A 20694-nucleotide genomic window follows, 5' to 3' on the forward strand; every position below is an offset into this window, starting at 1 on the left:
TGCTCTTATATCAATGTAAAAAGGATATTATGTTAGACATCCTTTACTGATGCGGGTTCTCAGACGCCTTGTTATAACTTTCCAGGGAATGCAGAATCAAAGCTACCCGCTTTTTTACTTTAATTCATTGTCTTGTTTCTTTTATGGTATTAAAAAAAGTGCCGCTAACCCATTTCGGGCGAGGCACTTCTTAACAATTAATTCTGTCCGACAACATCGTATCCTTGTTCTTCAACTGCTTCCTTCATCTTACTGAACTGAATCCTTGCATCATCATATTCAACTGACGCTTTACCTTTTTCAAGATCCACAGAAACGTCAGATACACCATCTAATCCCTTTAAAGCATTTGTAACCGAGGCTTTACAATGTCCGCAATGCATACCTTTTACATCAAGTGTGGTCTTTGCCATCGTTTCAATCTCCTTTTTTATACTGAAAATTTTTTATTTAAAGATGAATGGACAGATTTAAACGTCAGTGCTGTCCAACAACATCGTATCCTTGTTCTTCGACAGCTTCTTTCATTTTGTCGTATTGTACTTTCGTTTCATCATAGTCGACAGCAGCTTCACCAGTTTTAAGATCAACAGAGACAGCAGATACCCCATCAAGACCCTTCAGTGTTTGAGTCACCAGATTCTTGCAGTGGTCTCCCATCATACCCTTAACATCAAGCTTTGTTTTTGCCATAAGTCGTCAATCTCCTTTTCATCTTTTTTGATGCTCTACAGCTTCTCAGTCAAAAAACCTTTCAATTTCAGACTTTGACCCGTTTCAGACGTAAACTGTTCGTCACGACGGATACGGAACTAAAGGCCATGGCAGCGCCGGCTACCCAAGGCGCAAGCAGGCCGAGTGCGGCCACTGGAATGCCAACCGTATTATAGAACAGTGCCCAGAACAAGTTCTGACGAATGTTCCGCATCGTTTTCCGACTCAAATCAATCGCTTTTGGAATATGAAGCAGATCGCCACCGACCAATGTGATATCAGCTGCCTCAATTGCCACGTCTGTTCCAGTGCCAATTGCCATGCCGATATCTGCTGTAGCCAATGCCGGAGCGTCATTTATTCCATCACCAACCATGGCTACCTTCAGTCCCTTTTCTTGAAGAATTTTCACTTTAGCTGCTTTTTCCTCGGGAAGGACCTCGGAAAACACATGGTCAATGCCTGCCTGTCTGGCAATCGCCTGAGCCGTCCGCTCATTATCGCCCGTAATCATATACACCGAAAGACCACGTGTCTTTAATTCTTCAATGGCTTGCTTCGAAGATTTCTTGATCGTGTCTGCAACGGCAATGATCCCCTGAAGTTTGCCATCGTAGGCAACAAACATTGCCGTTTTCCCTTCAGATTCAAGCTTCTTCATCCGTTCCTCAGTCTCAGAATAAGAAATGTCTCCCTCTTTCATCAGCCGCCGTGTGCCGATTGCTATTTCCTTCCCGGAAACAGTTGCTTTAATACCATAACCGGCAAGAGCTTTGAACTGATCCGGTGATGGGAGATCCGGGCTGCTTTGCTTTCCATAGGTAACAATCGCCTGCGCCAGCGGATGTTCACTGGCTGATTCTGCTGAAGCAGCAAGCGTTAAGAGTTCTTCTTTTGCTGCGCCATTCAGTGCAATAATGTCAGTAACTTCAGGTTTACCATTAGTAATTGTCCCCGTCTTATCGAACAGAATAGCCTGCAGACTTTGGGTTGTTTCGAGATATTCACCTCCTTTAAAAAGAATGCCGTTCTCAGCCCCCTTGCCGGTTCCAACCATGATGGATGTCGGCGTTGCCAAGCCTAAAGCGCAAGGGCAGGCAATCACAAGGACACTAATAGCCGCAATCAGTGCTGGGGCAAACTGACCGGGAGTGACAAACAGAATCCAGACAAGAAATGCCAGCACCGAAATACCGATCACAATCGGGACAAAGATACCCGAGATACTGTCAGCGAGCCGCTGGATCGGTGCTTTTGATCCCTGGGCTTCCTCAACAATCTTGACAATCCCGGCAAGTGCCGTATCTTTCCCTACTTTTTCAGCCTTCATGGTCAGCGTTCCATTTGCATTCACCGTTGCGCCGATTACTTTGTCATCTTTTCCTTTTTCGACAGGGATGGATTCACCAGTAATCATTGATTCGTCAACAGAAGAACGGCCGTTGACAACGATACCATCTACAGGTATTTTTTCTCCAGGTTTGACACGTAACAAATCACCGACAGCAACCTGATCGATCGGTACTTTTCGTTCCTTCCCGTCCTCAATGATTGTCGCCTCTTTGGCCTGCAGTCCCATCAGTTCAGTAATCGCCGCAGTCGTCCGCCTTTTTGCACGTGATTCAAAATATTTACCCAACAGGACAAGCGTAATTAAAATCGCACTCGTTTCAAAATACAGCTCAGGACTGGTGAGTCCGCCAAACTGATAACGGAGTGTCTCGAACGCGCTATAAAAGTAAGCAGCACTCGTACCCAGTGCAACCAGAACATCCATATTGGCACTCTTATTTAATAGAGCCTTTGTACCACTGATATAAAACTGGCCGCCAATGTAGAACTGCACAATACCAGCCAAGATGAGCTGGAACCATGGATTCATCAGCAACTGAGGGATCGGTAGGCCTGTGTTAAAGGGCAAGTGTGCAATCATGGTGTAAAGCAACGGCAGCGAAAGAACAGCGGACAAGACCAGTTTCTGCAGCTTTCTTTTAAGTTCCTTCTCTTTTTCGTCCGTCGCCTGTTCTTGTTTCGGGACAGCCTTGTAACCGAGTTTCTTGACTTGATCATAAATCGCAGTAGGTTCGGTGATCCCGGGCTGAAAGATCACAGTTCCAGACTCAGTCGCTAGATTAACCTGGGCTGATACTACACCTGCCATACGGCTCAATCCCTTTTCAATACGCGCGGCACAAGAGGCACAGGTCATACCAAGAATATCCGTATCCAACCTTTGCGTTCGCACGCCGTAACCCAGCTTTTCAATCTTTTGTACAATGTCCGTGGGTTTTGCTTTTTCCTCATGGATGGTCACCTTCGCTTTTTCCAATGCGAGGTTGACATTCGCTTCGACGCCATCCATCTTATTGAGCGATTTTTCAATCCTTGTCGAGCAGGAAGCACAGGTCATCCCTGTAATCCCAATCTGCATTGCCTTTGAACTCATCCATTTCATCCCCTTATATCCGTTCATCCAGAAGTCAATGTGAACCCCCAGAATAAATGATTTGTATTTATTCCAACTAAAGATTCAGGTTAGCAGCTCCTGCCATCTTCTTTCAGCTTTATTATACCCATGGGGGGTATACGTGTCAAATGATAAATTGAGCGATCTGTTATACCTAGTCGTGGGGCTTTTCGTAATTAAATGAAGGCACTGCTTATCCCTTGGTCTCATTTATTCTAATAAACAGATGTGTAGTTTTTGTTAGGATATGAAAAATATCATATCTTTTTTGAAATCATTTGCGAACAAGCACGAATAGAAATGGAAAATCAGAGAAACATCAGGTTTCCTTATTCCCTCAGTTCTAAGGAATGATACGATCTCTGCCTTTTATATTTAACATTTAATAGCTATAGATTTCTTGATCATTACGATCTCTAGATACATTGATTTAAACTTTATTTTTATTGAGTATTTATAAATCTTCACAGTTTCTCCACATTTGTTCGATACACTTGTGGAAACGAGATAAGGAGAGTGTACCCATGAAAAAGTTTCTTTTCGTCGCACTGGCAATTTTCACACTACTCATCATTACTGCGTGCTCTGCGACTACAGAAAATAGCAACAAAACAGCCAACAAGCAGGCTGCGAGCAGCGAATCAGCTGCTTCAGAATCACCCAAAATATTGAGAGGGCCAAATATTACGCTTGTTGCCGAAAAAGGGACACAAAAATTGAGCAACGGCGTTACTGTCCCAGTTTGGACGTTTAACGGATCAGCACCCGGACCGGAAATTCATGTACAAAAAGGCCAGAAAGTGCGTGTCACCTTAAAGAATGAGCTTTCTGCACCCGTTTCGATTCACTGGCACGGTTATCCAGTTCCTAATAAAATGGATGGTATCCCAGGTGTCACACAAAACGCGGTAGCCCCAGGAAAGAGCTTCACTTATGAGTTCGTTGCTGACAAAGCAGGCACTTATTGGTATCACTCTCACCAGGATTCAGTGAATCAGGTGGACCGAGGGTTATATGGAGCCTTCATTGTTGAAGATCCTAAAGAAAAATATGATAAGGATTACACCCTAATGCTGGACGAATGGATGACCGATAAAAATCAGATCAACAGTCAGATTAAAGCGATGACACCTGCGGGTCAAAGCAATAAAAACAACGGAGATTCCGGAATGGGCAGCATGCCCGGCATGGATATGGGCGGTTCAGATCAAGGCAGCTCAAATAGTGGTGGCAGTAGTGGAATGAATATGGATAATATGGACAACAGCAGTTCAGATAGCGGAAACAGCAACGGCATGAATATGCCCGGGAATATGATGGCCGATAATATGAGCATGTACGACTTGTACACGATTAATGGAAAAAGCGGCAGTCTGGTTAAACCTCTGACGGTCAAGAAAGGGGATAATGTTCGGCTGCGTTTCATTAATGCCGGCTACCTCCCGCATAACATTCATATCCATGGTCACAACATTAAAGTAATTGCAACTGATGGTCAACCTATAAACAATCCGCTGGCCGTTAAAAACCAGGTCATTTCCATCGCACCAGGTGAACGATATGATGTAGCCTTTACTGCGGACAATCCGGGAAAATGGTATATCGAAGATCATGGAACAGCAAAGGGTACGAACGGGATGAAGGCCTTAATTGACTATGAAGGTAGCAAGGCTACAACCGATCAACCTAATGCAAGCACACAATTGCCGGCTATAAACTTTGCTGACTACGGGTCTAAAACAAAACCTGAGTTTACGCTGAATCAAAAATACGACGTCACCTATACCATGAACCTTAATGCAGGTATGAACAATAATGGGATGATCTATACGATCAATGGGAAAACCTTCCCAAATACAGATCCGATTAAGGTTAAAACGGGTGATCGCGTGAAGGTCAAGCTGGTCAATCGTGATCATATGAATAACCATCCAATGCATCTCCATGGCCACTTTTTCCAGGTTTTGAGCAAAAATGGCAAACCGGTCAGCGGTTCCCCCATTTACAAAGATACGTTGAATGTAAAACCGGGTGAAACTTATGAGGTTGCCTTCCTGGCCGATAATCCGGGTAACTGGCTGTTTCACTGCCACGATCTGCATCACGCGAACGCAGGGATGATAACCGAGGTCCAGTATACAGATTTCCATTCAAGTTATGTTCCAAGTTCTTCGAGTAACAATAAACCAGAGTAAGTATTCTTAAAATAGAGGCTAAACGATCATGTTACAATAGTCTCAGAGGTGGTGGTAGATATGATGGGATGGAATGGTGGTATGATGAATGGTTTTGGTTTAGGTATGGGTTTTATCGGATGGCTTGTGCAACTATCACTGTTTATTGCCGTGATCTATCTAGTAGTTACCCTAATTAAAAAATTGAATCACCATTCAGACACCAATAAACAAGGGTACGTGATTTTAAAAGAACGATTTGCCCAAGGTGAAATCACAGAGGATGAATACAAAAAAATGAAAAAGATTTTGGATGACTGAACATGTGATAGGTCTTAAATAAGTGTAAGGGGGAAAGTCAATATGACTTTCCCCCTCACTTTATTGCATGAGTAGCTACTAATTCATAGAAAAATTAAAATCTGCAAAATGAGCATCGGTATACCTTGAATAAAAGGAGAGGAAAGAACGAATAATGATCAAAATATAGATGAATTATCGAGATATCAATTCATCTTCAGTCACCCATTTATGGTTTTTTATCACTTTTCCAGTCTTAGTATCGGTATAATTGACCATATAAATATTCGTTTGCTTAGCACTGTCAATTGTTGCTTCTGCGCCCATCATCCCTGGCATATGGCTGGCATTTAGCTTAACCTTTGTCCCCGTTTTGAGAAGTCCTTTGTTGTGAGTCTGTAACTCTTGCTGGATAACCCACTTATGATTTCTAACCACCTTCCCACCATTAGTTGGATGATAAGTAACAGTATACACATTAGTAGTATAAACTCCGGCAACCGTTCCTTTAGCATTCATCATACCGGACATATGATCTGTTTTCAGCGTCACTTTACTCCCCTTTTTAAATTCAGGATTCATTGTTGCCACAAGGCCCTGTGGAACATCGCGATCCGACATAGCGTGCTGATCATGATCTCTATTCATATCATGGCTCATGGAGCTTGAACTGTCATTTGTTCCCTGGTTTGTGCTACACCCAGTTAACGCTACAACAAGAACTAATAAAAAAAAGGATACGCAAAATTTTTTTATTGCCAAAGCTGATCACTCCTGACACAATAAAAATTAATCACATCAGGTAATATACCCTATAAGATGAAAATAAATCGTATGCCCTGTCAGATTTGGGAACTGCGATGTCCCCCCTTCCAGGGCTTGTACTTACGTTATAATAAGGTTATTGAGTTCCTACGGAGGTATGCCAGTTGGCTAGTAAAGAGCAGATAAAATCATTGAGGGATACAAATACATACGAGATGCGGAATCAGTTTATCAATGATGAACGCCTTAAAGCATTTCGTACCATAAAAAAAGCATTACTAAGGTGGTTACTGAAATTGAAAACAGTACCTTTGGCAATGATTTTAAGAGATACTTTAGTCCACCTAATAAAAGAAAAAAAGCCCGAAAGAAAAATGCATTCTCTCGTTTCCCCTCATATTTTTCCTGTCAAGACAAAAAGACAGCCCGAATAAACTCTTCTTTTATAATGCTACGAAGTTGAACCATTAAGACTGTATGAGAATATTTCACCGAGTCCTGAAAAAACCTACTGGCAGCCGGTGGGTTAATATTAGGCACTTATTGAAAAAAGTAATCAAGAAGCTAAACTTCTTTTTTTCATCCAATACTTCTACTGATATTTTTAGCTTTTCTGAGATAAATGGCTTAACTTCTTTGAACTAACCGAAATATTTTTTATTTAACAATCATCCAATTTTTATCTTTTTGCAGAGTCAAATCAAGCTGTGAAATCTGCGTCGCCTTTGTTTGCTGATCGAGATACTTCACGGATACTGAAACCTGCACTTGATTGCCCACTTTCCGATACACCGGATTGATCATCTCTGAAAAGACATAGTCCTTGCCAATCGGTTTCAGCACATTGTCTTTGACATAGTAGGACAGTTCTTCTTTACTTGCAGTAGGATATAGTTTAAAGAACGTTTTTAAAAATACGTTGATTTCTTCTGTCGTACCTCCATTCACCGTACCATCATTTTCTACTGCTTTTGGCTCATAACCTGACTTCACAGGAATCTCGCAAATGGTGGGATTTCTGACGATGACCATGTTTCCGGCTTTATCCATATAGACTCCCACCTCATAAGAGGCATTCACCGCCTTTTTTGTGTCGCCCTCCGTTATCAGCTGATCAACGGAAAAAATGACGGCATACTCGTGTTCATCGATTTGCCTTACCTTCCAGATTTCCACGTCGTTAACTGAAGAAGAGGTAGGAATGTCCCTGCGAATGGTGTCGATGTTTAAATCCTGTAATTCTTTAGTCAGATACCCTTTGAGAGCTTCTGTCCGTTGGTCGATTACATTCTGGTTGTTTTTCCATGAATAATAGACTTTGGCAAAGTTTTTGATGAAATTTTCGATCGGGTTGATATCTATCACTTGTTTTTCAATCACTTTTGTTTCATGAACCGTGTGCCTATTGATGGCGGTAAAATTTTTGTAGATGCCAAAAGCAACACTGCTTATCAGCAGAATCCACAGAAAAATGACCCATTTTCTGTGGATTCCGACTTTCATCACGTGGATCTTTGGGGACTTGAGCTGCTTTTCTTTTTTTCTTATTTTCATAGCTTAAATCTTCCTTTCTATTTGTTTTTGATCCGACCGGCGCTGACTAGGTGTTTCTGCCAGTATGAGGTTGTAAGATCGGCATACCCAATCGGATCACCAGCTTGATACATGCGATTGTTACCGACATAAATACCGACGTGTGTGATATAAGTAGCTGCATTATAGGTATCGTGAAAAAAAACCAAATCTCCCGGTTTCGCTTCCGATAGCGGAAGATGCTGCGTGACGTCATACTGTTCCTGAGCTGTCCGAGGCAGTCTAATGCCCGCTTTTCCAAAGCTCCATTGCGTCAATCCACTACAATCAAAGGACGTGTTGGGATTGTCTCCCCCAAACACATAGCGCCAGCCTTTATATTTCAAGGCTTCGTTCATGATTGCCTGAACGGTGGCATTGTCGAAATGTGCCACGGTCAAATATTGCGAAACCAAAGCGACATAGAACATATTCCCGTAACGGTATCGCCAGCCACTATTTTTCTTCAATGCAATCGGGTTTGTGTAAGAAACTTTTTCCCCATCGGATTTTTCTTTCGCAAAGTTCTCCGCAAGTTCAAAGGTGTATTTTTTACCGTGACTCGCCACGTAATCGATGAAATTCCCTCCATAGTTGTAAGACTGAATCACGGTATTGATGTCGCCTCCTTTTTTCCTAGAAGACTGTAGTAAAGCCGCAAAATATTTGCACCCTTGCTGAATCGACTTCTCCACAGTAAAGGAATGCTGAGGTTGTCCGGTCGAGGCCATCGACTGCATGACATCTGTGCCACGACCTCCGCTTTCCACCTGCATGATGGCAAGCAAATCACCGACATAGCGCTCGATTTGATATTTCTTGGCATACTTTTCCACCATTGGCTGGTGGGCCAGTACTTCCTGTGACAGATTAGCGCCTGCAAGATCGATCCCATTGCTGATGCCATCTCCATCCTCTTCATTTGAAATGAAAACAGCGACAAAAATTAGTAGGGAAATCAGCATAGCGAAGACGGCACCGAAGATTAGCCAAACGTTTAATCTCATTTTTGGCTTCCTCTCTGCCTACGAGTCACGCGTTGCCTTGTCTGTTGACCCGTTTCTGTCCGATTATGCCTGAGGGTTGCCTCTTGTTTTTTGATCATCGGGGCCAGTTGTCGGCTCTTTTTTGGTGTAAACGGTTGTCGCGTTGCGTTTGGATGAGTCGGTGCGTGCTCTTTCTGCGTCGCAACTGGGCTTCTCCTGTTAAGATCCTGCTTGGTGAGATCTTGGCGTACTGTAGAATCTGGCATCTGGACGACCGGACGATTGAGCTCGGTATTTTTTGCTTGGCTTTTTTTCGCCTGATCCTTGAATGAGTGGATTGAGTTTATCGTCCTTTTGTTTGTCTTCAGCGTGGAATCAGGCATTACAGACCGTGCAGGTGCCGAATGAGGCCTTGCCGTTTTTTGCTTCTTGGCTGGTTTATCTTTTGTTAATTTGGTTTTAGGCCGTTCAACGAAATCCTGTTCGGTTGCCTTTTGTTGACGGGTCCGGTTAAATTCCAGTCGGCGTTGCGCAATCGTCGGACGCTGCTGCATTTGGTTCTTTTCACGGTTCTGTTTTTTGTCCGCGATTTTTTGCACTGTACGACTTTTGGCGTCCTCTGTCTTTTTTGTCATCGTGTCGTGCTTTTCTGTCTTCCCATGAATCAAGACTTGGCGGGTATTCAAAGGTAAAGCCGCTGTTTGCTTCTTTCTTGGATTTGGGTTGTCCGTGCTTCGCTTTATTGTCTCTTTGCCCGCACCCGCTGACCGACCCGTACGAGGCTCAAGCTGGGATTTCTTTGATCCTTGTGTTGGACGTTGGCTGCGGGTTTGCGTCTGTTGGGAAGCTCCGGACCTCGAAGCTTTTGCCCTTGCCCCAGGGCCAGCTGCCGCACCGGTTGCTCCGGCCGTAAAAAAGCGACCCATTTTCCGCTTCCATCGCCGCGTCTCGCGATGTAAGAACCGATAAGGCCGTTGCAGGATTGGGCTTCCCATCTGCTGAGAATCACTCGCCTGCAAGTGGAATAGACCCATAAGGTCACCCAGTTTGGCGTAAATACCCGCAAAAGTCACAATCTGTAAAAAGGCAATCAGGAAAAACGGGAATTCTCCGGATAGGGCGTAAAGCATGGTGGAAATGGAAAAGGCAATCGTGACAATTAGCGTAATGCCTGCCCGTGTCATGATGACATTGAAAAGCTTCATGATGGCCTGTTTGCCCATGCCATTAAAGCCCGGGATCATGGAAAGCAGAAAACTGATGGGCAGGAAGAGGGCATAGATGATGAACAAGATCTGCGAGAAAATCATGATCCCCGAAAGTAGAAACACGAAGATGGAAATCCCGATATTGAATAGAAACAGGAAGAACACCATCCCCAAACGTGGGGTCGTCTTGGTGAGTGTCAGGTTCTTATTGCCTTCTTTTTCAATTTCCTCTTTAACAACCGCTTCCCGGTCTGCGCCGTTGTTTGCGTCCGGATCTGCGGACAGCAGCTTTTCCACCCGTTTCTGTCCGATTTTAGTCATATCAGAATTGCCATACTGTAGAAGCAGCCAGGGCTGCTGCACTTGTATCGAAAACAAGTTATCCCGGATGAGGGCTGCGCTGTCCTGACCATGACTTCCCGAGTGTGGCATCACCATTTTTGTCCCCAGCGACAGACTAGCCTTGCTGATGTCCGCCGAAAATCCATTGATTTTGCCGATATAGTCTGGGGCATAGGCAATAAAGGAAGCGGACAGAAGAAAAACCACCAAAAAGTTCATCACGGCGTGAATCACTTTGGTGGTCTCTCGCTTGATCAGCCCCACATAGGCCACATAGATCCCGAGGATTAAAATAAAAATCAGCAGGAACCCTGGATAAAAGCCAGAACTATGAAAGCCGCTGGGCGAAATACCTGCCAATGTTTGCATGTTTTTTCCAATCGCGTTTGCAGTCTTGGAAACGAAATCTAAGGAATAGGCTTCCTGTACGAGATACCCTGTCGCATTGGACAGGTAGAGGGAGAGCGTCCAGATAAAATTCGTGATGGCGTAGAGTCCATACATGACCTGTTTGCCAATACCATCGGTCCAATTCCACGGCAGCCAGTCCCATGAATTATCCACATAGAAATCGAGCTGGTAATTGCCCAAAGGATATTTAGAGTAAGCATTCTGAGCACTGACCGTATCATCGACAAGACCGGCCGCATGGGCAATCGTTCCAAGCAGTGCGAAGAAAAGCAGCGATCCAACCGTGACCAAAAGAACAGCCATGAAAATTTTACGTCTCTTTTTCAGGTGCATTTAGGTCACCTCTTTTCTGACCGGTGGACGGGTGTCAAAGGCATGGAGCAGTTCCTCAAAGACCGGATGAATCTGGATGACACCTACACGGCCATACAAGTCAGAGATAAGGCACTGGCCATTTTCAAGTTCACGTAATCGTTTCTGGTTTTGTTCATCCTCCTTGTCCACGCCGAAGAATTCCAGTGTCTTCTTGATTTCGTGTATATCCGTCGAACGAAATGCAAATTTCAGACCGATATTGTTTTTCATCTTCTCATCCAGTAAATCATCTGCGTTCTGGGTTACGAAATAAACACCGGCATTCATGGCGCGACCAGCCCGCACCAGCTTGTTGGAAAGGGTCTTCCCCTGTGCCACCTGCAAAAAGCTCCAGGCTTCATCCAAGTCCACCATTTTAAACACGCTGCGGTTGGAGTGAATGAAATCAAGGGCAAAGGTGCTGATGACAATTAAAATCGCCACACTTAAAAGTTCCACAGTCGTGTATTCCTTAAATTCGGTTTCAGCATCTGGAAGCACCAAGTCCGCCACTTGGATGATGTTCAGCTGCTTATCCAGGCTAATCGACTGAACGGTCATGCCATCAGAGAACAACAAGTGTCCCAGGTTACTGTCCTTAATGCTGTCGATATGGTCAGCCATGCTGCTCGCGACCGTAGTGCCTTCCTTGTAGAGCTCGTCAATCACGCATAAAAGACCTCGCCGGTTACTCTGCGTCACCCGACGGATGGCCTTACGAAGCGTTGGGAACTTCTCACCATCTCGACTTGAAATGCCCGTGAGAAAAGTCAGAATGTCGATGGCGAGGCTTTCTCCATCCTTCGTCTGCTTCATAATCACGTAGGGATCGAGCAGACCTTTATTCCGTTCTTCTCTTGTCAGATTAATGATGTTAATTTCCTCGACCATTTCCGGCAGCGTTTCCTTCCACCCACCACGCTCAGATTTGGGGTCGACGATCACTGCCTGTCCGCCGTAGAGGACGGCATAATAGACGAGTAGGTTGTTCGAAAAGGATTTGCCGCCGCCAAGGGAACCGAGAAAAGCGGCCGCAAGGGCGTTAGTGACGGAGCCCTTCACGCCTTGTGCCGCAAGGCTCGGCTTTAAGTAAACGTTGCGCCCGGTGTCAAGATTGTAGCCGATATAGATCCCCTCTGTTTCCCCAAGCATCTGCGCCGCACCAAAGCCTAAACCGGCGAGAAAATCACTGGTTACATACTGGATGTAGTCATTCATATACCGCTTGCTGGCAGGAAGGAACTCACCATGCAGCCCGATCATGTCCCCGAACGGTCGCACGAGTTTAATGCTTAAATCGTCGTAGAAGTCCATGACTTCGTTACACCGACGCTTTAATTCGTCCAAATCCGGGGCTGCTACCCGTATCACATAACTGAGTTTATACATCGCTTCCTTGGTCTGGTCGAGATTCGCTTCCAGCTCGCTGACACTATCCAGGGCTTCCATCACGTCGTTACCTGACTCATTGTTGGACTGCCAAGCATGGTTGTCTAAGTCTTTCAGCTCTTTTTTCTTGTTTCGAACCGTCGTTAAGGCTTTCTTATTCGTGACAATCTCCACATTCATTGACGTGTCAATCGGGAACGTAAATTGTTGTTGTTGATAGTAAAAGATTTCTGAGGAAGGGAAGTCCAGCTCCCGCACAATTGAATTGATCGTGAAATAGGAAACATAAGTTGTCTGATCTTCCTGTTCGATTTTCAAATACCTCTGATTTTCCTCGACGAGGCAGCGGGTCGGCTTGATCAGGTCATATCGTTTTACCAGCGTTTCCTGCTTCAACTTTTGGGTTGGCAAATGGTAGGTGTATGCCTCATAGGACGCACCCGTCTTCCCATAGAGATGTTCAATCAGATAGCCGAAGTCATCTTTATCAATTCTGCGGACTTTGAACCTACGGGAGATTTTGTTTTCCAACAAGCGTTCCATTTTCATAAACCGGTTAATCTCTTTCGTACTCATGCTGACGAAATCGCCCATCAGTTTGTGATTGACCTCGTAAAGGAAATCAGAAAAGGTCATCAGAATGGATTCACTGATCACCTTAAGGCTGACTTCCTGTTCGTTTAAAAGCAGTTTGAAGCCAATAAAAAAGCGATAGTCGATTTGGTTTTCACCAATCATTCCGACTAACGCTTCAGTCTGTTCATCAATTTTCCGGCAAGCAATGTCTCTCAATCTTCCAGAGATTTCTTTCTTGCTTCGCTCCTGCGTGGCCCGAATACTTGATTCTGTAGCAATCTGCAAGGCATGAATTTTCCCGTCACGGCTCTGGGCGACCAACTGACGAAAATGCTCATGCACCTGGTATTTTTCTTCTGGACTCAGAAAGGAGTAGTTGTAGGGAATCAGTTCATAATAGGCGAAACATTCCCCGTCGTGATTAAAAACGAGGTTATTTTCGATGTACTTGATCGGATACAGCATAACGTTCCCTCCTCACGGCGGTAATCGCTCCACCGACGGTCTCTTTTTTCAGCTTCACAGACTTTCCAGCATAGGTGACTTTGGGACGGAGCATATAGGAAAATACGGATTTCAGAAAGCCATAGGGCTTTTTCCCATCAAAGGTCTTCTGTGACATGAACCACGTGAAGCCAACCGGAAGACCCACATATTTCAGCAGGACGCCATGAATGAAAGACAACGGTGGCACGTTCGCAAAGAGCACCACCAGCAAGAGCGAGCAGACAAACCAAGCCATTTGCGTAAAAGTGACCGGAAAGGGTAGTTGGAAGTCATTGATGGCGTAGATCACCTTCTCCACGTTCCAGATGCTAGTATAGCTTCTGATTTTTTTCATCTGTCACTATTCCTTTCTGTTTAAGAGACTTTTTAGTTAACTGACGTATTCAAAAACACCGTGGGAAGTGACGAGAAAATTTCCTTCCAACTCCAAATCCCGTCCATAAGCTTCATAGTCAATATAGTTTTGCAAATGAGAAGGGACTTCACCAAGGGTACCTGACTCTTCCAATAGGTAACGGGCCACATTCTCCATATCATCACAATCGGGATAACAGATGATGTCATCCTTATGCTCCACCATTTCTTCAAAACTGCCAAAAAAGGCGTTCTGGATTTCTCTCATTTCCTCCTCAATCGGTGTTCCTTCTAATTCCTTCGCTAGAGAACACAGACGGTTGATTTCCTCAATGGGCGTGTATTCATCAATATCAAAGGGCAATTCGTAATCGTGGATGGCATATTCTTCATATTCATGATTCAATCCGATACGCTCCTTGACCTCCTCAAAGTCAACGGGTGGAGTGAACCATGCACCGACTAATTCGCCCTCATTGTACTTGCCAAGATTGGCTATATAGACTTTCATTTCCATCTATATATCACTTCCTTTTCCTAAAAATAGATACAAAAAAAGCAGTGGTTTTCGACTGCGCAATGGCTACCCATTAAATTTATTTAGATAAAAGTGCATTTCCCTGTCGCACTACCGTTTGACGTACCTGTTTTTTGGCATGCATAAGAAAAGCCCTTATACATGCCAAAAGAACAGGTGTTAAAGTTACGCACCCACGACTCTGTTAAACAGATTCAGTAAGACATCTTTGACACCTGCCGCATTGAAGACTAATCCCACGGCAATCAAAGCAATCACTAGAAAACCAATCAGCTTGGAAAATTCCCGTTTAAAACCGAGATAAAGCCCGATGACCACAATCGCCATCAAGACGAGAGACTGAGCATTATTTAAAAACCAAGTGTATAAATTCCGTCCAAAATTCATGAGCGATTTCTCCTTTTATACATCCAATTTGTGATTAAAATTTCGTTGATGCATTGTTTAAAGATCATTTTTGCCGATGATGATTCGTGACCATCTGTTCGGCAGCATCGGCCTGCTGCTGGACTATTTTTTCGTGGCGTTTCGTGAGCTTGGCATGCCGGATCATGTCATCAATGACGGTAGTATCTTTGATCTGGTCGAGCCAAAGCGCCACTTTTAATGTCGGGGCCACCTGTCGCTGTAACCAGCCTAAGGTCCGGTCAAAAGAATACGGCTCCGGTTGGGTGGTTAATTTCAATTTCTCCCGGTTTTTTCCGATAAACCAGGCCCAGTTTTCGTTCATTTTCCATGTGCTGCGTCGCTTATTTTCCACTTTGTCCACAAAACGCAGGTAACGGTTGATGATGGAAAAAGCCGTACGCTCCGCATCGTGGTAAGCCATCAGGTCAAGGATGGCGTGATCGGCACGTTCGTTTTTCAGGCGGATTTCAAATCGGTTTTTGACTTCGGCTTCGTCGATAGGGATGTCACTCTTTGCATACTGCTCGTAGTCCTTTTCATAAAGGCAGAAATAGATTTCACTTTTTAGAGAACCGATATAGAGCGTGTGCCCCATGGCTTCCTTTTCCTCTCGGCGGATGAGCTCGCCGCTACGGTAACTTTTAAAGCTGCGAAACACAGAAATACATTCTTCATGTCGGCATTTTTCCGTCAGCTGCGGAATATCCAAAATGTCTGCCTTGTCATTGATCGCTAAGTCCAGCCTCTTGAATACACCGCCCTCGCAGATGGCATCCATGAAAAAGTCGGTCCAGCTTCGGTGTTGGGCTAAAAGGAATCCCTCAAACTGGCGGCAGCCTCGTCCTTTCAGTTCCAGCAGCACACCTTTTTGTTCATCAGGAGAGACCATCACAAAAATATCTCCCAAAGCGTAATGTTCCGTGTAGGAATAGAAGCCATAGTCTTCATGAAGCATGTAGTTCATTTTCAAAAGCAGAATGTCTTCAATGACATGCTTCACATCCGTGGTTGGGAATCGTATCCGCACATAGTCAAACAGCATCTCAAGTGGTGCATCGGGATTGAGCCGTTCCAATGCTTTTAGTAACGCCGTTTTGATGTCATCCGATGGGGAAGCCCTGCTGTTTTCAATATCGTTGAGATACTGTCTGGTCATTCCGGCAACAACCGCCAGGCGATTTTGTGAAAGGCCGTATGAAAGCCGCTTTTCCTTCAGATGTTGTACCCATAAATCATTTTCGCTCAATGATTACCCTCCAATCAAAAAGAGGATGTCAACTGAAAGGGGCATAGTTGACATCCTCCAAAAATTCCAGAAACCTAGACAGAATAGGGTGTTTACTGGATTTTGAAACTGTTTTTTATTGTATTTGTGCCCCCCTGTTAGATACGGGGGGCTAAATCGCTGGCGTGGCTGACGCCACACCAGCAGCAGGCTAGTCCGTCCCTTCGGCTTTCGCTTCGCACGCCGCCTGTCCGTCCTGCCTGCTTCTTATCAGTGTTCCAATCTCTTTTATAAAATTGTGTCCTTTAGGGACTAAAGGGGTATAAAACTCTGAGATGACACTTGTCCCTGTATCCACATAACCTCGCCCTTTGATTTGTTTTAGGAAAAAATCCTTTTCCACCTCACCAAACATCATGCTGTAGCCCATTTCCGACATGCGTCCCAAGGCCACACGGAAGTTGAATTGGTCACGAATCCCATCGCCTAAAAATTTAGCGTCTGGACGCTGGCAGGCAAGGATCAGGAAGTACCCGGCCTGTCTCCCAAGCATGACGATCCGTTTCAACTTGGTTAAAACAACAGAACTCTCTTTCCCAAGCATTTCCATGAACGCCACGTATTCATCAAAGATGAGGAAGTGAGCGGGCAATCCCAGATAAGCATAGTTCTCTCCGGTCTTGTAGCCAGTCATCTGTTTCATGGCTTCACTGCGTTCCATCATACTGTCATAAAACTGGTTCAGACAGGCCATCATGTCTTCTTTCTGATGATGGACATTCGGCATGACTTCAGAAAGATCAGCAAGATCCGAATTTTTTGGGTCAAGGACATAAAGCATGGCGTTTGTGCGCGCTAAGGCTTCAATGAGTGAGAAGATGAAGTAGGTTTTTCCTCCGCCTGTTCCCCCAGCAATGAGCATATGAGGTAACTTATCATACTCCCAATAAACAGACTTCATCAGCTTTAAGCGCCCGTCTTTAGCAGTGACTTCTTCAATGGAAATACGATTCGCAATCGTATCATAGAGCAGGGTATATTCTAGATAAGAATCCTTGAGCTCTTTGTCCACCAGTTCACAGTACAAGCCACTTTCCAGCTTCTTTTCCAAGTGCAGGAGCTGATCCTGATATTTACCCAACGTAATTTCTACGTGGATGTGAATCAGTCCATCTTTGAGCCGGTAATACATCTTTGGGAAATGGCGGATTCTCTCCTTTGGCCTGCCGGATGGTAGGTCTTTAAAGAGCCCGTCATGTTGCACCTGTTCGGATTCATACCATTTATTTTCTAGGATCATTTTGGCTAGCTTTTGGCGGTGCACGAGCTGTTTCACTCTATCTCGATGAAAGTGGTAATAAAGGCCGGCCACAAGCATGCTTATTCCTGCAGCTACACTGACACTGAACATGAGATAGGGCGTGATAGCAAACTGCAAGCTGCCTTCATGCAAAAGTCGTACCTTCTTCCAGTCCATTAGCATGAGCCGCTTCCCATGAAAGGCCAGCAACACGAATAGGAAAACAAGAACGAGTGAGGTAGCAGCAAATCGAAAGACAAGATGTTGATCACCCGCTCGAATCCTTTTTCCTTTATAGATGAAATGTTTCATAAATGATCCTTTCCGGAAAATGAAATGGCATTACTTTCCTTTAGTTTGTGGCTGCGGATGGGGGACGGCTTGTTTATTTTTCAGCGCTATGTCCTCGGCCTTGATATACCAGTCCACATCCGCTCCCAAAAATGTGGCAGTCGCTACTGTATCCGCTACCGGGTTGATCAGTTCCACTTCGGCATTATAGTCAAACTCTTTTAACGGGACGGCAGCCGGAATACTGACCTGTATCATGCGTCCTTGTCCACGGGATTTAAGGTCATAAGTCCGTTCTTTAATTTCATCACTAACCGTCCCGTCCTCATTATTCACGCGCACTTCACGGCGGAGTGCGGAGAATTTCAGCGCACCAAATGTCTTGTCCTTATCAATCACAATGCCTTCAGCTAATCTCATTTTTTGCCCTCCTTATGCTTTCACCATATCGTCTGCATGGAGAATATAATTTGTAAAACCACGAGCACCAATTTTATAACCCTCTGCGGTAATTCGAGGATTGATCAATTTCACCTTGTCTTCTACTTCAAAATGCTTTTCACCCGCTTCCGGTGGTAACACCAAAACGATATCGTCCGCTCGCTGGATGTCGGAATACAAATTGTAGCTGCGGGAAAGGATCATCGTGCGACCATTAACCCGGCGCTGTTCTACATTGCCTTCTCCAGCATATTCGAGGTTTCCAAATGTCTTTTCAACGTTTGGAATAATGTGTTTCAGTTCCATAAATCATTTTCCTTTCTGTAAATAATTTTGTTTTGATTAATACGCTGATTCAAGCTTAAATTTTGTCGGGAAAAGAGCGAGATGCTCTGGTGAAAGCACATCCCTTCCAACACCAAAAACTTGAAATAAAAAGGCTGAAATGATTTCTCATCTCAGCACAGGATTGATTAAAATTTGTGACACAGTGATGGTACCTTTCGAAACAGAATGACTTGGCGGAAAAATAAAATAAAAAAGAAGGCATATTCTTCAAAATATACCTTCTGAACCTCGAACTGATACGGTTCTCTGACTCCGGTCCTTGGCGGAATTTTGGCGGAGATCCTTATCAATTTAAGTGTTTTTATCCATTTTACCTTTGCCAAAAATGCTGTTAAATCAACGTTTTGACACCAAACGAGGTATCTACTTTATTCCCACTCAATCGTTGCCGGTGGCTTGGAGGTAATGTCGTACACAATGCGGTTGACGTGTTCGACTTCGTTGACGATTCGGGTTGAGATCTTCTCGAGCACATCCCATGGGATGCGTGCCCAGTCGGAGGTCATGCCGTCGATCGACGTTACGGCACGGATCGCGATGCAGTGGTCGTAGGTACGGCCGTCGCCCATGACGCCGACGCTTTGGATGTTCGGCAGCACGGTGAAATATTGCCAGATGTCACGGTCGAGACCAGCCTTCTTGACTTCATCACGAAGGATCGCGTCGGATTCGCGAACGAGTTCGAGCTTGTCTTCACTGATTGCGCCGAGGACGCGGATGCCGAGACCCGGGCCAGGGAACGGCTGACGCCAAACGATGTCATCAGCAAGGCCGAGCTCTGTGCCGAGCGCGCGGACTTCGTCTTTGAACAGCGTGTTGAGCGGTTCAATCAGCTTGAATTTCATGTCTTCCGGCAGTCCGCCGACGTTGTGGTGCGATTTAATGTTCTGGGATGAGCCGCCGGCGCCGCTTTCGACAACGTCCGTGTAAAGCGTGCCTTGCACGAGGTAGGCAATATCCTCGAGTTTATTGGCTTCATCTTGGAACAAATAGATAAATTCATTGCCGATGATTTTACGCTTGCGTTCCGGATCGCTGACGCCTTCAAGCTTATCCAAGAAGCGTTTTTTCGCATCAACATGAATGAAATTCATATGGAAACGGTTTTGGAACGTATCAACAACGCCTTCAGCTTCACCTTTACGGAGCAGGCCGTGATCAACGAAGATACAGGTCAGCTGATCGCCGATTGCTTTGTGCACGAGTGCAGCGGCAACCGAAGAATCCACGCCACCGCTTAATGCGCAAATAACTTTTTGATCGCCAACGGTTGCGCGAATCTTTTCCACTTGCTGGTCGATGAAGTGTTCCATTGACCAGCTTTTTTCCGCACCGCAGACGCCGAACACGAAGTTGCTCAGAATCTCATTGCCGTGCACGGAGTGGCGCACTTCCGGATGGAATTGAACCGCGTACACCTTTTTCGCATCGTTTGCCATCGCTGCAACAGGGCAGGATTCACTGCTTGCTTCAATTTTGAAGCCTTCAGGAAGCGTCTTGACGCGATCGCCATGGCTCATCCATACCGTTTGCGTTTCAGGCAGGCTGCTAAAGAGTGCGTTATCTGTGTTCGCCGTGATCTCTGCTTTCCCGTATTCACGGTGTGTCGCACGTTCAACAGTCGAGCCGTAGTGCTTGCTGATCAGTTGCAAGCCATAGCAGATGCCGAGGATCGGAATGTCCAGGTCAAAAATAGCTGAGTCACACAAAGGCGCGCCTTCGTCATAAACACTGTTCGGTCCGCCGGAGAAGATAATCCCCTTTGGATTCTTTTCTTTAATTTGTTCCGCAGTCAGCGTATTCGGGAACAGCTCGCTGTACACGCCTAAATCACGAATTCGCCTTGCAATCAATTGATTGTACTGACCGCCGAAGTCCATAACAATAATCAAGTTATTCGGTTGTCCCATCCTTCTGCCCACCCCATCCGTTTTTAATCAAATTTCCTGTTTCATTCATCTAATAAACCATTTAAAAAGCCGGAGGCCACGTGGCTTCCAGTTTTAATTTACAGTATCCGTTTT

General features: G+C 44.9%; 19 protein-coding genes. 3 read left to right on the forward strand and 16 right to left on the reverse strand.

Features of this window, described 5'->3' with window-relative positions:
• Positions 1 to 197 precede the first annotated feature (197 nt).
• The 3 genes from copZ to NOM01_RS10150 form a co-directional block, all read right to left on the reverse strand.
• The gene (copZ, locus tag NOM01_RS10140; protein ID WP_100489390.1) at positions 198 to 413 is read right to left on the reverse strand and encodes a copper chaperone CopZ; all 216 of its coding nucleotides are present in this window, start codon (positions 411 to 413) and stop codon (positions 198 to 200) included.
• A gap of 64 nt (positions 414 to 477) precedes the next feature.
• On the reverse strand, positions 478 to 693 hold the full coding sequence (locus NOM01_RS10145; protein ID WP_100489391.1) for a cation transporter: 216 nt from the start codon (positions 691 to 693) through the stop codon (positions 478 to 480).
• A 67-nt stretch (positions 694 to 760) separates the two neighbouring features.
• Complete coding sequence (locus tag NOM01_RS10150; protein ID WP_139692311.1) at positions 761 to 3160, reverse strand: heavy metal translocating P-type ATPase; 2400 nt, start codon at positions 3158 to 3160, stop codon at positions 761 to 763.
• Between the two features lie 545 nt (positions 3161 to 3705).
• Here NOM01_RS10150 and NOM01_RS10155 point away from each other — a divergent pair.
• On the forward strand, positions 3706 to 5376 hold the full coding sequence (locus NOM01_RS10155; RefSeq protein ID WP_155217833.1) for a multicopper oxidase family protein: 1671 nt from the start codon (positions 3706 to 3708) through the stop codon (positions 5374 to 5376).
• 60 nt (positions 5377 to 5436) lie between these two features.
• Positions 5437 to 5676, forward strand: a complete 240-nt coding sequence (locus tag NOM01_RS10160; protein ID WP_155217831.1) for an SHOCT domain-containing protein — start codon at positions 5437 to 5439, stop codon at positions 5674 to 5676.
• Between the two features lie 174 nt (positions 5677 to 5850).
• Here NOM01_RS10160 and NOM01_RS10165 read toward each other — a convergent pair whose 3' ends face one another.
• Entirely contained in the window at positions 5851 to 6417 is a 567-nt protein-coding gene (locus NOM01_RS10165) for a YdhK family protein (RefSeq protein WP_010027048.1), read from the reverse strand.
• Positions 6418 to 6584: 167 nt separating this feature from the next.
• On the opposite strand from NOM01_RS10165, the gene NOM01_RS10170 reads away from it, so the two are divergent.
• Complete coding sequence (locus tag NOM01_RS10170; RefSeq protein WP_155217829.1) at positions 6585 to 6854, forward strand: hypothetical protein; 270 nt, start codon at positions 6585 to 6587, stop codon at positions 6852 to 6854.
• A 223-nt stretch (positions 6855 to 7077) separates the two neighbouring features.
• On the opposite strand, the gene NOM01_RS10175 is transcribed toward NOM01_RS10170, so the two are convergent.
• The 12 genes from NOM01_RS10175 to guaA form a co-directional block, all read right to left on the reverse strand.
• Positions 7078 to 7974: a conjugal transfer protein gene (locus NOM01_RS10175; protein WP_255748380.1), complete on the reverse strand. Its 897-nt coding sequence runs from the start codon at positions 7972 to 7974 to the stop codon at positions 7078 to 7080.
• A gap of 17 nt (positions 7975 to 7991) precedes the next feature.
• Positions 7992 to 8999 carry a bifunctional lytic transglycosylase/C40 family peptidase gene (locus tag NOM01_RS10180; RefSeq protein ID WP_255748381.1) on the reverse strand — a complete coding sequence of 336 codons (1008 nt, stop codon included), beginning with the start codon at positions 8997 to 8999 and terminating at the stop codon, positions 7992 to 7994.
• Positions 8996 to 11272: a CD3337/EF1877 family mobilome membrane protein gene (locus NOM01_RS10185; protein WP_370646042.1), complete on the reverse strand. Its 2277-nt coding sequence runs from the start codon at positions 11270 to 11272 to the stop codon at positions 8996 to 8998. The genes NOM01_RS10180 and NOM01_RS10185 overlap by 4 nt, the downstream gene beginning before the upstream one ends.
• Positions 11273 to 13723 carry a conjugal transfer ATPase TcpF gene (gene tcpF, locus NOM01_RS10190; RefSeq protein WP_255748383.1) on the reverse strand — a complete coding sequence of 817 codons (2451 nt, stop codon included), beginning with the start codon at positions 13721 to 13723 and terminating at the stop codon, positions 11273 to 11275.
• Entirely contained in the window at positions 13692 to 14099 is a 408-nt protein-coding gene (locus NOM01_RS10195; protein WP_010023712.1) for a conjugal transfer protein, read from the reverse strand. Before NOM01_RS10195 ends, tcpF begins: the two co-directional genes overlap by 32 nt.
• A gap of 36 nt (positions 14100 to 14135) precedes the next feature.
• A complete protein-coding gene (locus NOM01_RS10200; RefSeq protein WP_010023710.1) occupies positions 14136 to 14636 on the reverse strand; it encodes an antirestriction protein ArdA in 501 nt (166 codons plus the stop codon).
• 186 nt (positions 14637 to 14822) lie between these two features.
• Positions 14823 to 15044 carry a hypothetical protein gene (locus tag NOM01_RS10205; protein ID WP_010023708.1) on the reverse strand — a complete coding sequence of 74 codons (222 nt, stop codon included), beginning with the start codon at positions 15042 to 15044 and terminating at the stop codon, positions 14823 to 14825.
• A gap of 64 nt (positions 15045 to 15108) precedes the next feature.
• A complete protein-coding gene (gene mobT / locus NOM01_RS10210; RefSeq protein WP_010023706.1) occupies positions 15109 to 16311 on the reverse strand; it encodes a MobT family relaxase in 1203 nt (400 codons plus the stop codon).
• A gap of 190 nt (positions 16312 to 16501) precedes the next feature.
• Positions 16502 to 17902, reverse strand: a complete 1401-nt coding sequence (locus NOM01_RS10215) for an FtsK/SpoIIIE domain-containing protein (protein WP_188804623.1) — start codon at positions 17900 to 17902, stop codon at positions 16502 to 16504.
• A gap of 30 nt (positions 17903 to 17932) precedes the next feature.
• The gene (locus tag NOM01_RS10220; protein WP_093674659.1) at positions 17933 to 18301 is read right to left on the reverse strand and encodes a YdcP family protein; all 369 of its coding nucleotides are present in this window, start codon (positions 18299 to 18301) and stop codon (positions 17933 to 17935) included.
• 12 nt (positions 18302 to 18313) lie between these two features.
• On the reverse strand, positions 18314 to 18628 hold the full coding sequence (locus NOM01_RS10225; RefSeq protein WP_093674660.1) for a YdcP family protein: 315 nt from the start codon (positions 18626 to 18628) through the stop codon (positions 18314 to 18316).
• Between the two features lie 410 nt (positions 18629 to 19038).
• A complete protein-coding gene (gene guaA / locus NOM01_RS10230; RefSeq protein ID WP_255748384.1) occupies positions 19039 to 20580 on the reverse strand; it encodes a glutamine-hydrolyzing GMP synthase in 1542 nt (513 codons plus the stop codon).
• Positions 20581 to 20694 lie beyond the last annotated feature (114 nt).

This window comes from Sporolactobacillus sp. STSJ-5 (assembly GCF_024385605.1).
Classification (GTDB): Bacteria; Bacillota; Bacilli; order Bacillales; family Sporolactobacillaceae; genus Sporolactobacillus.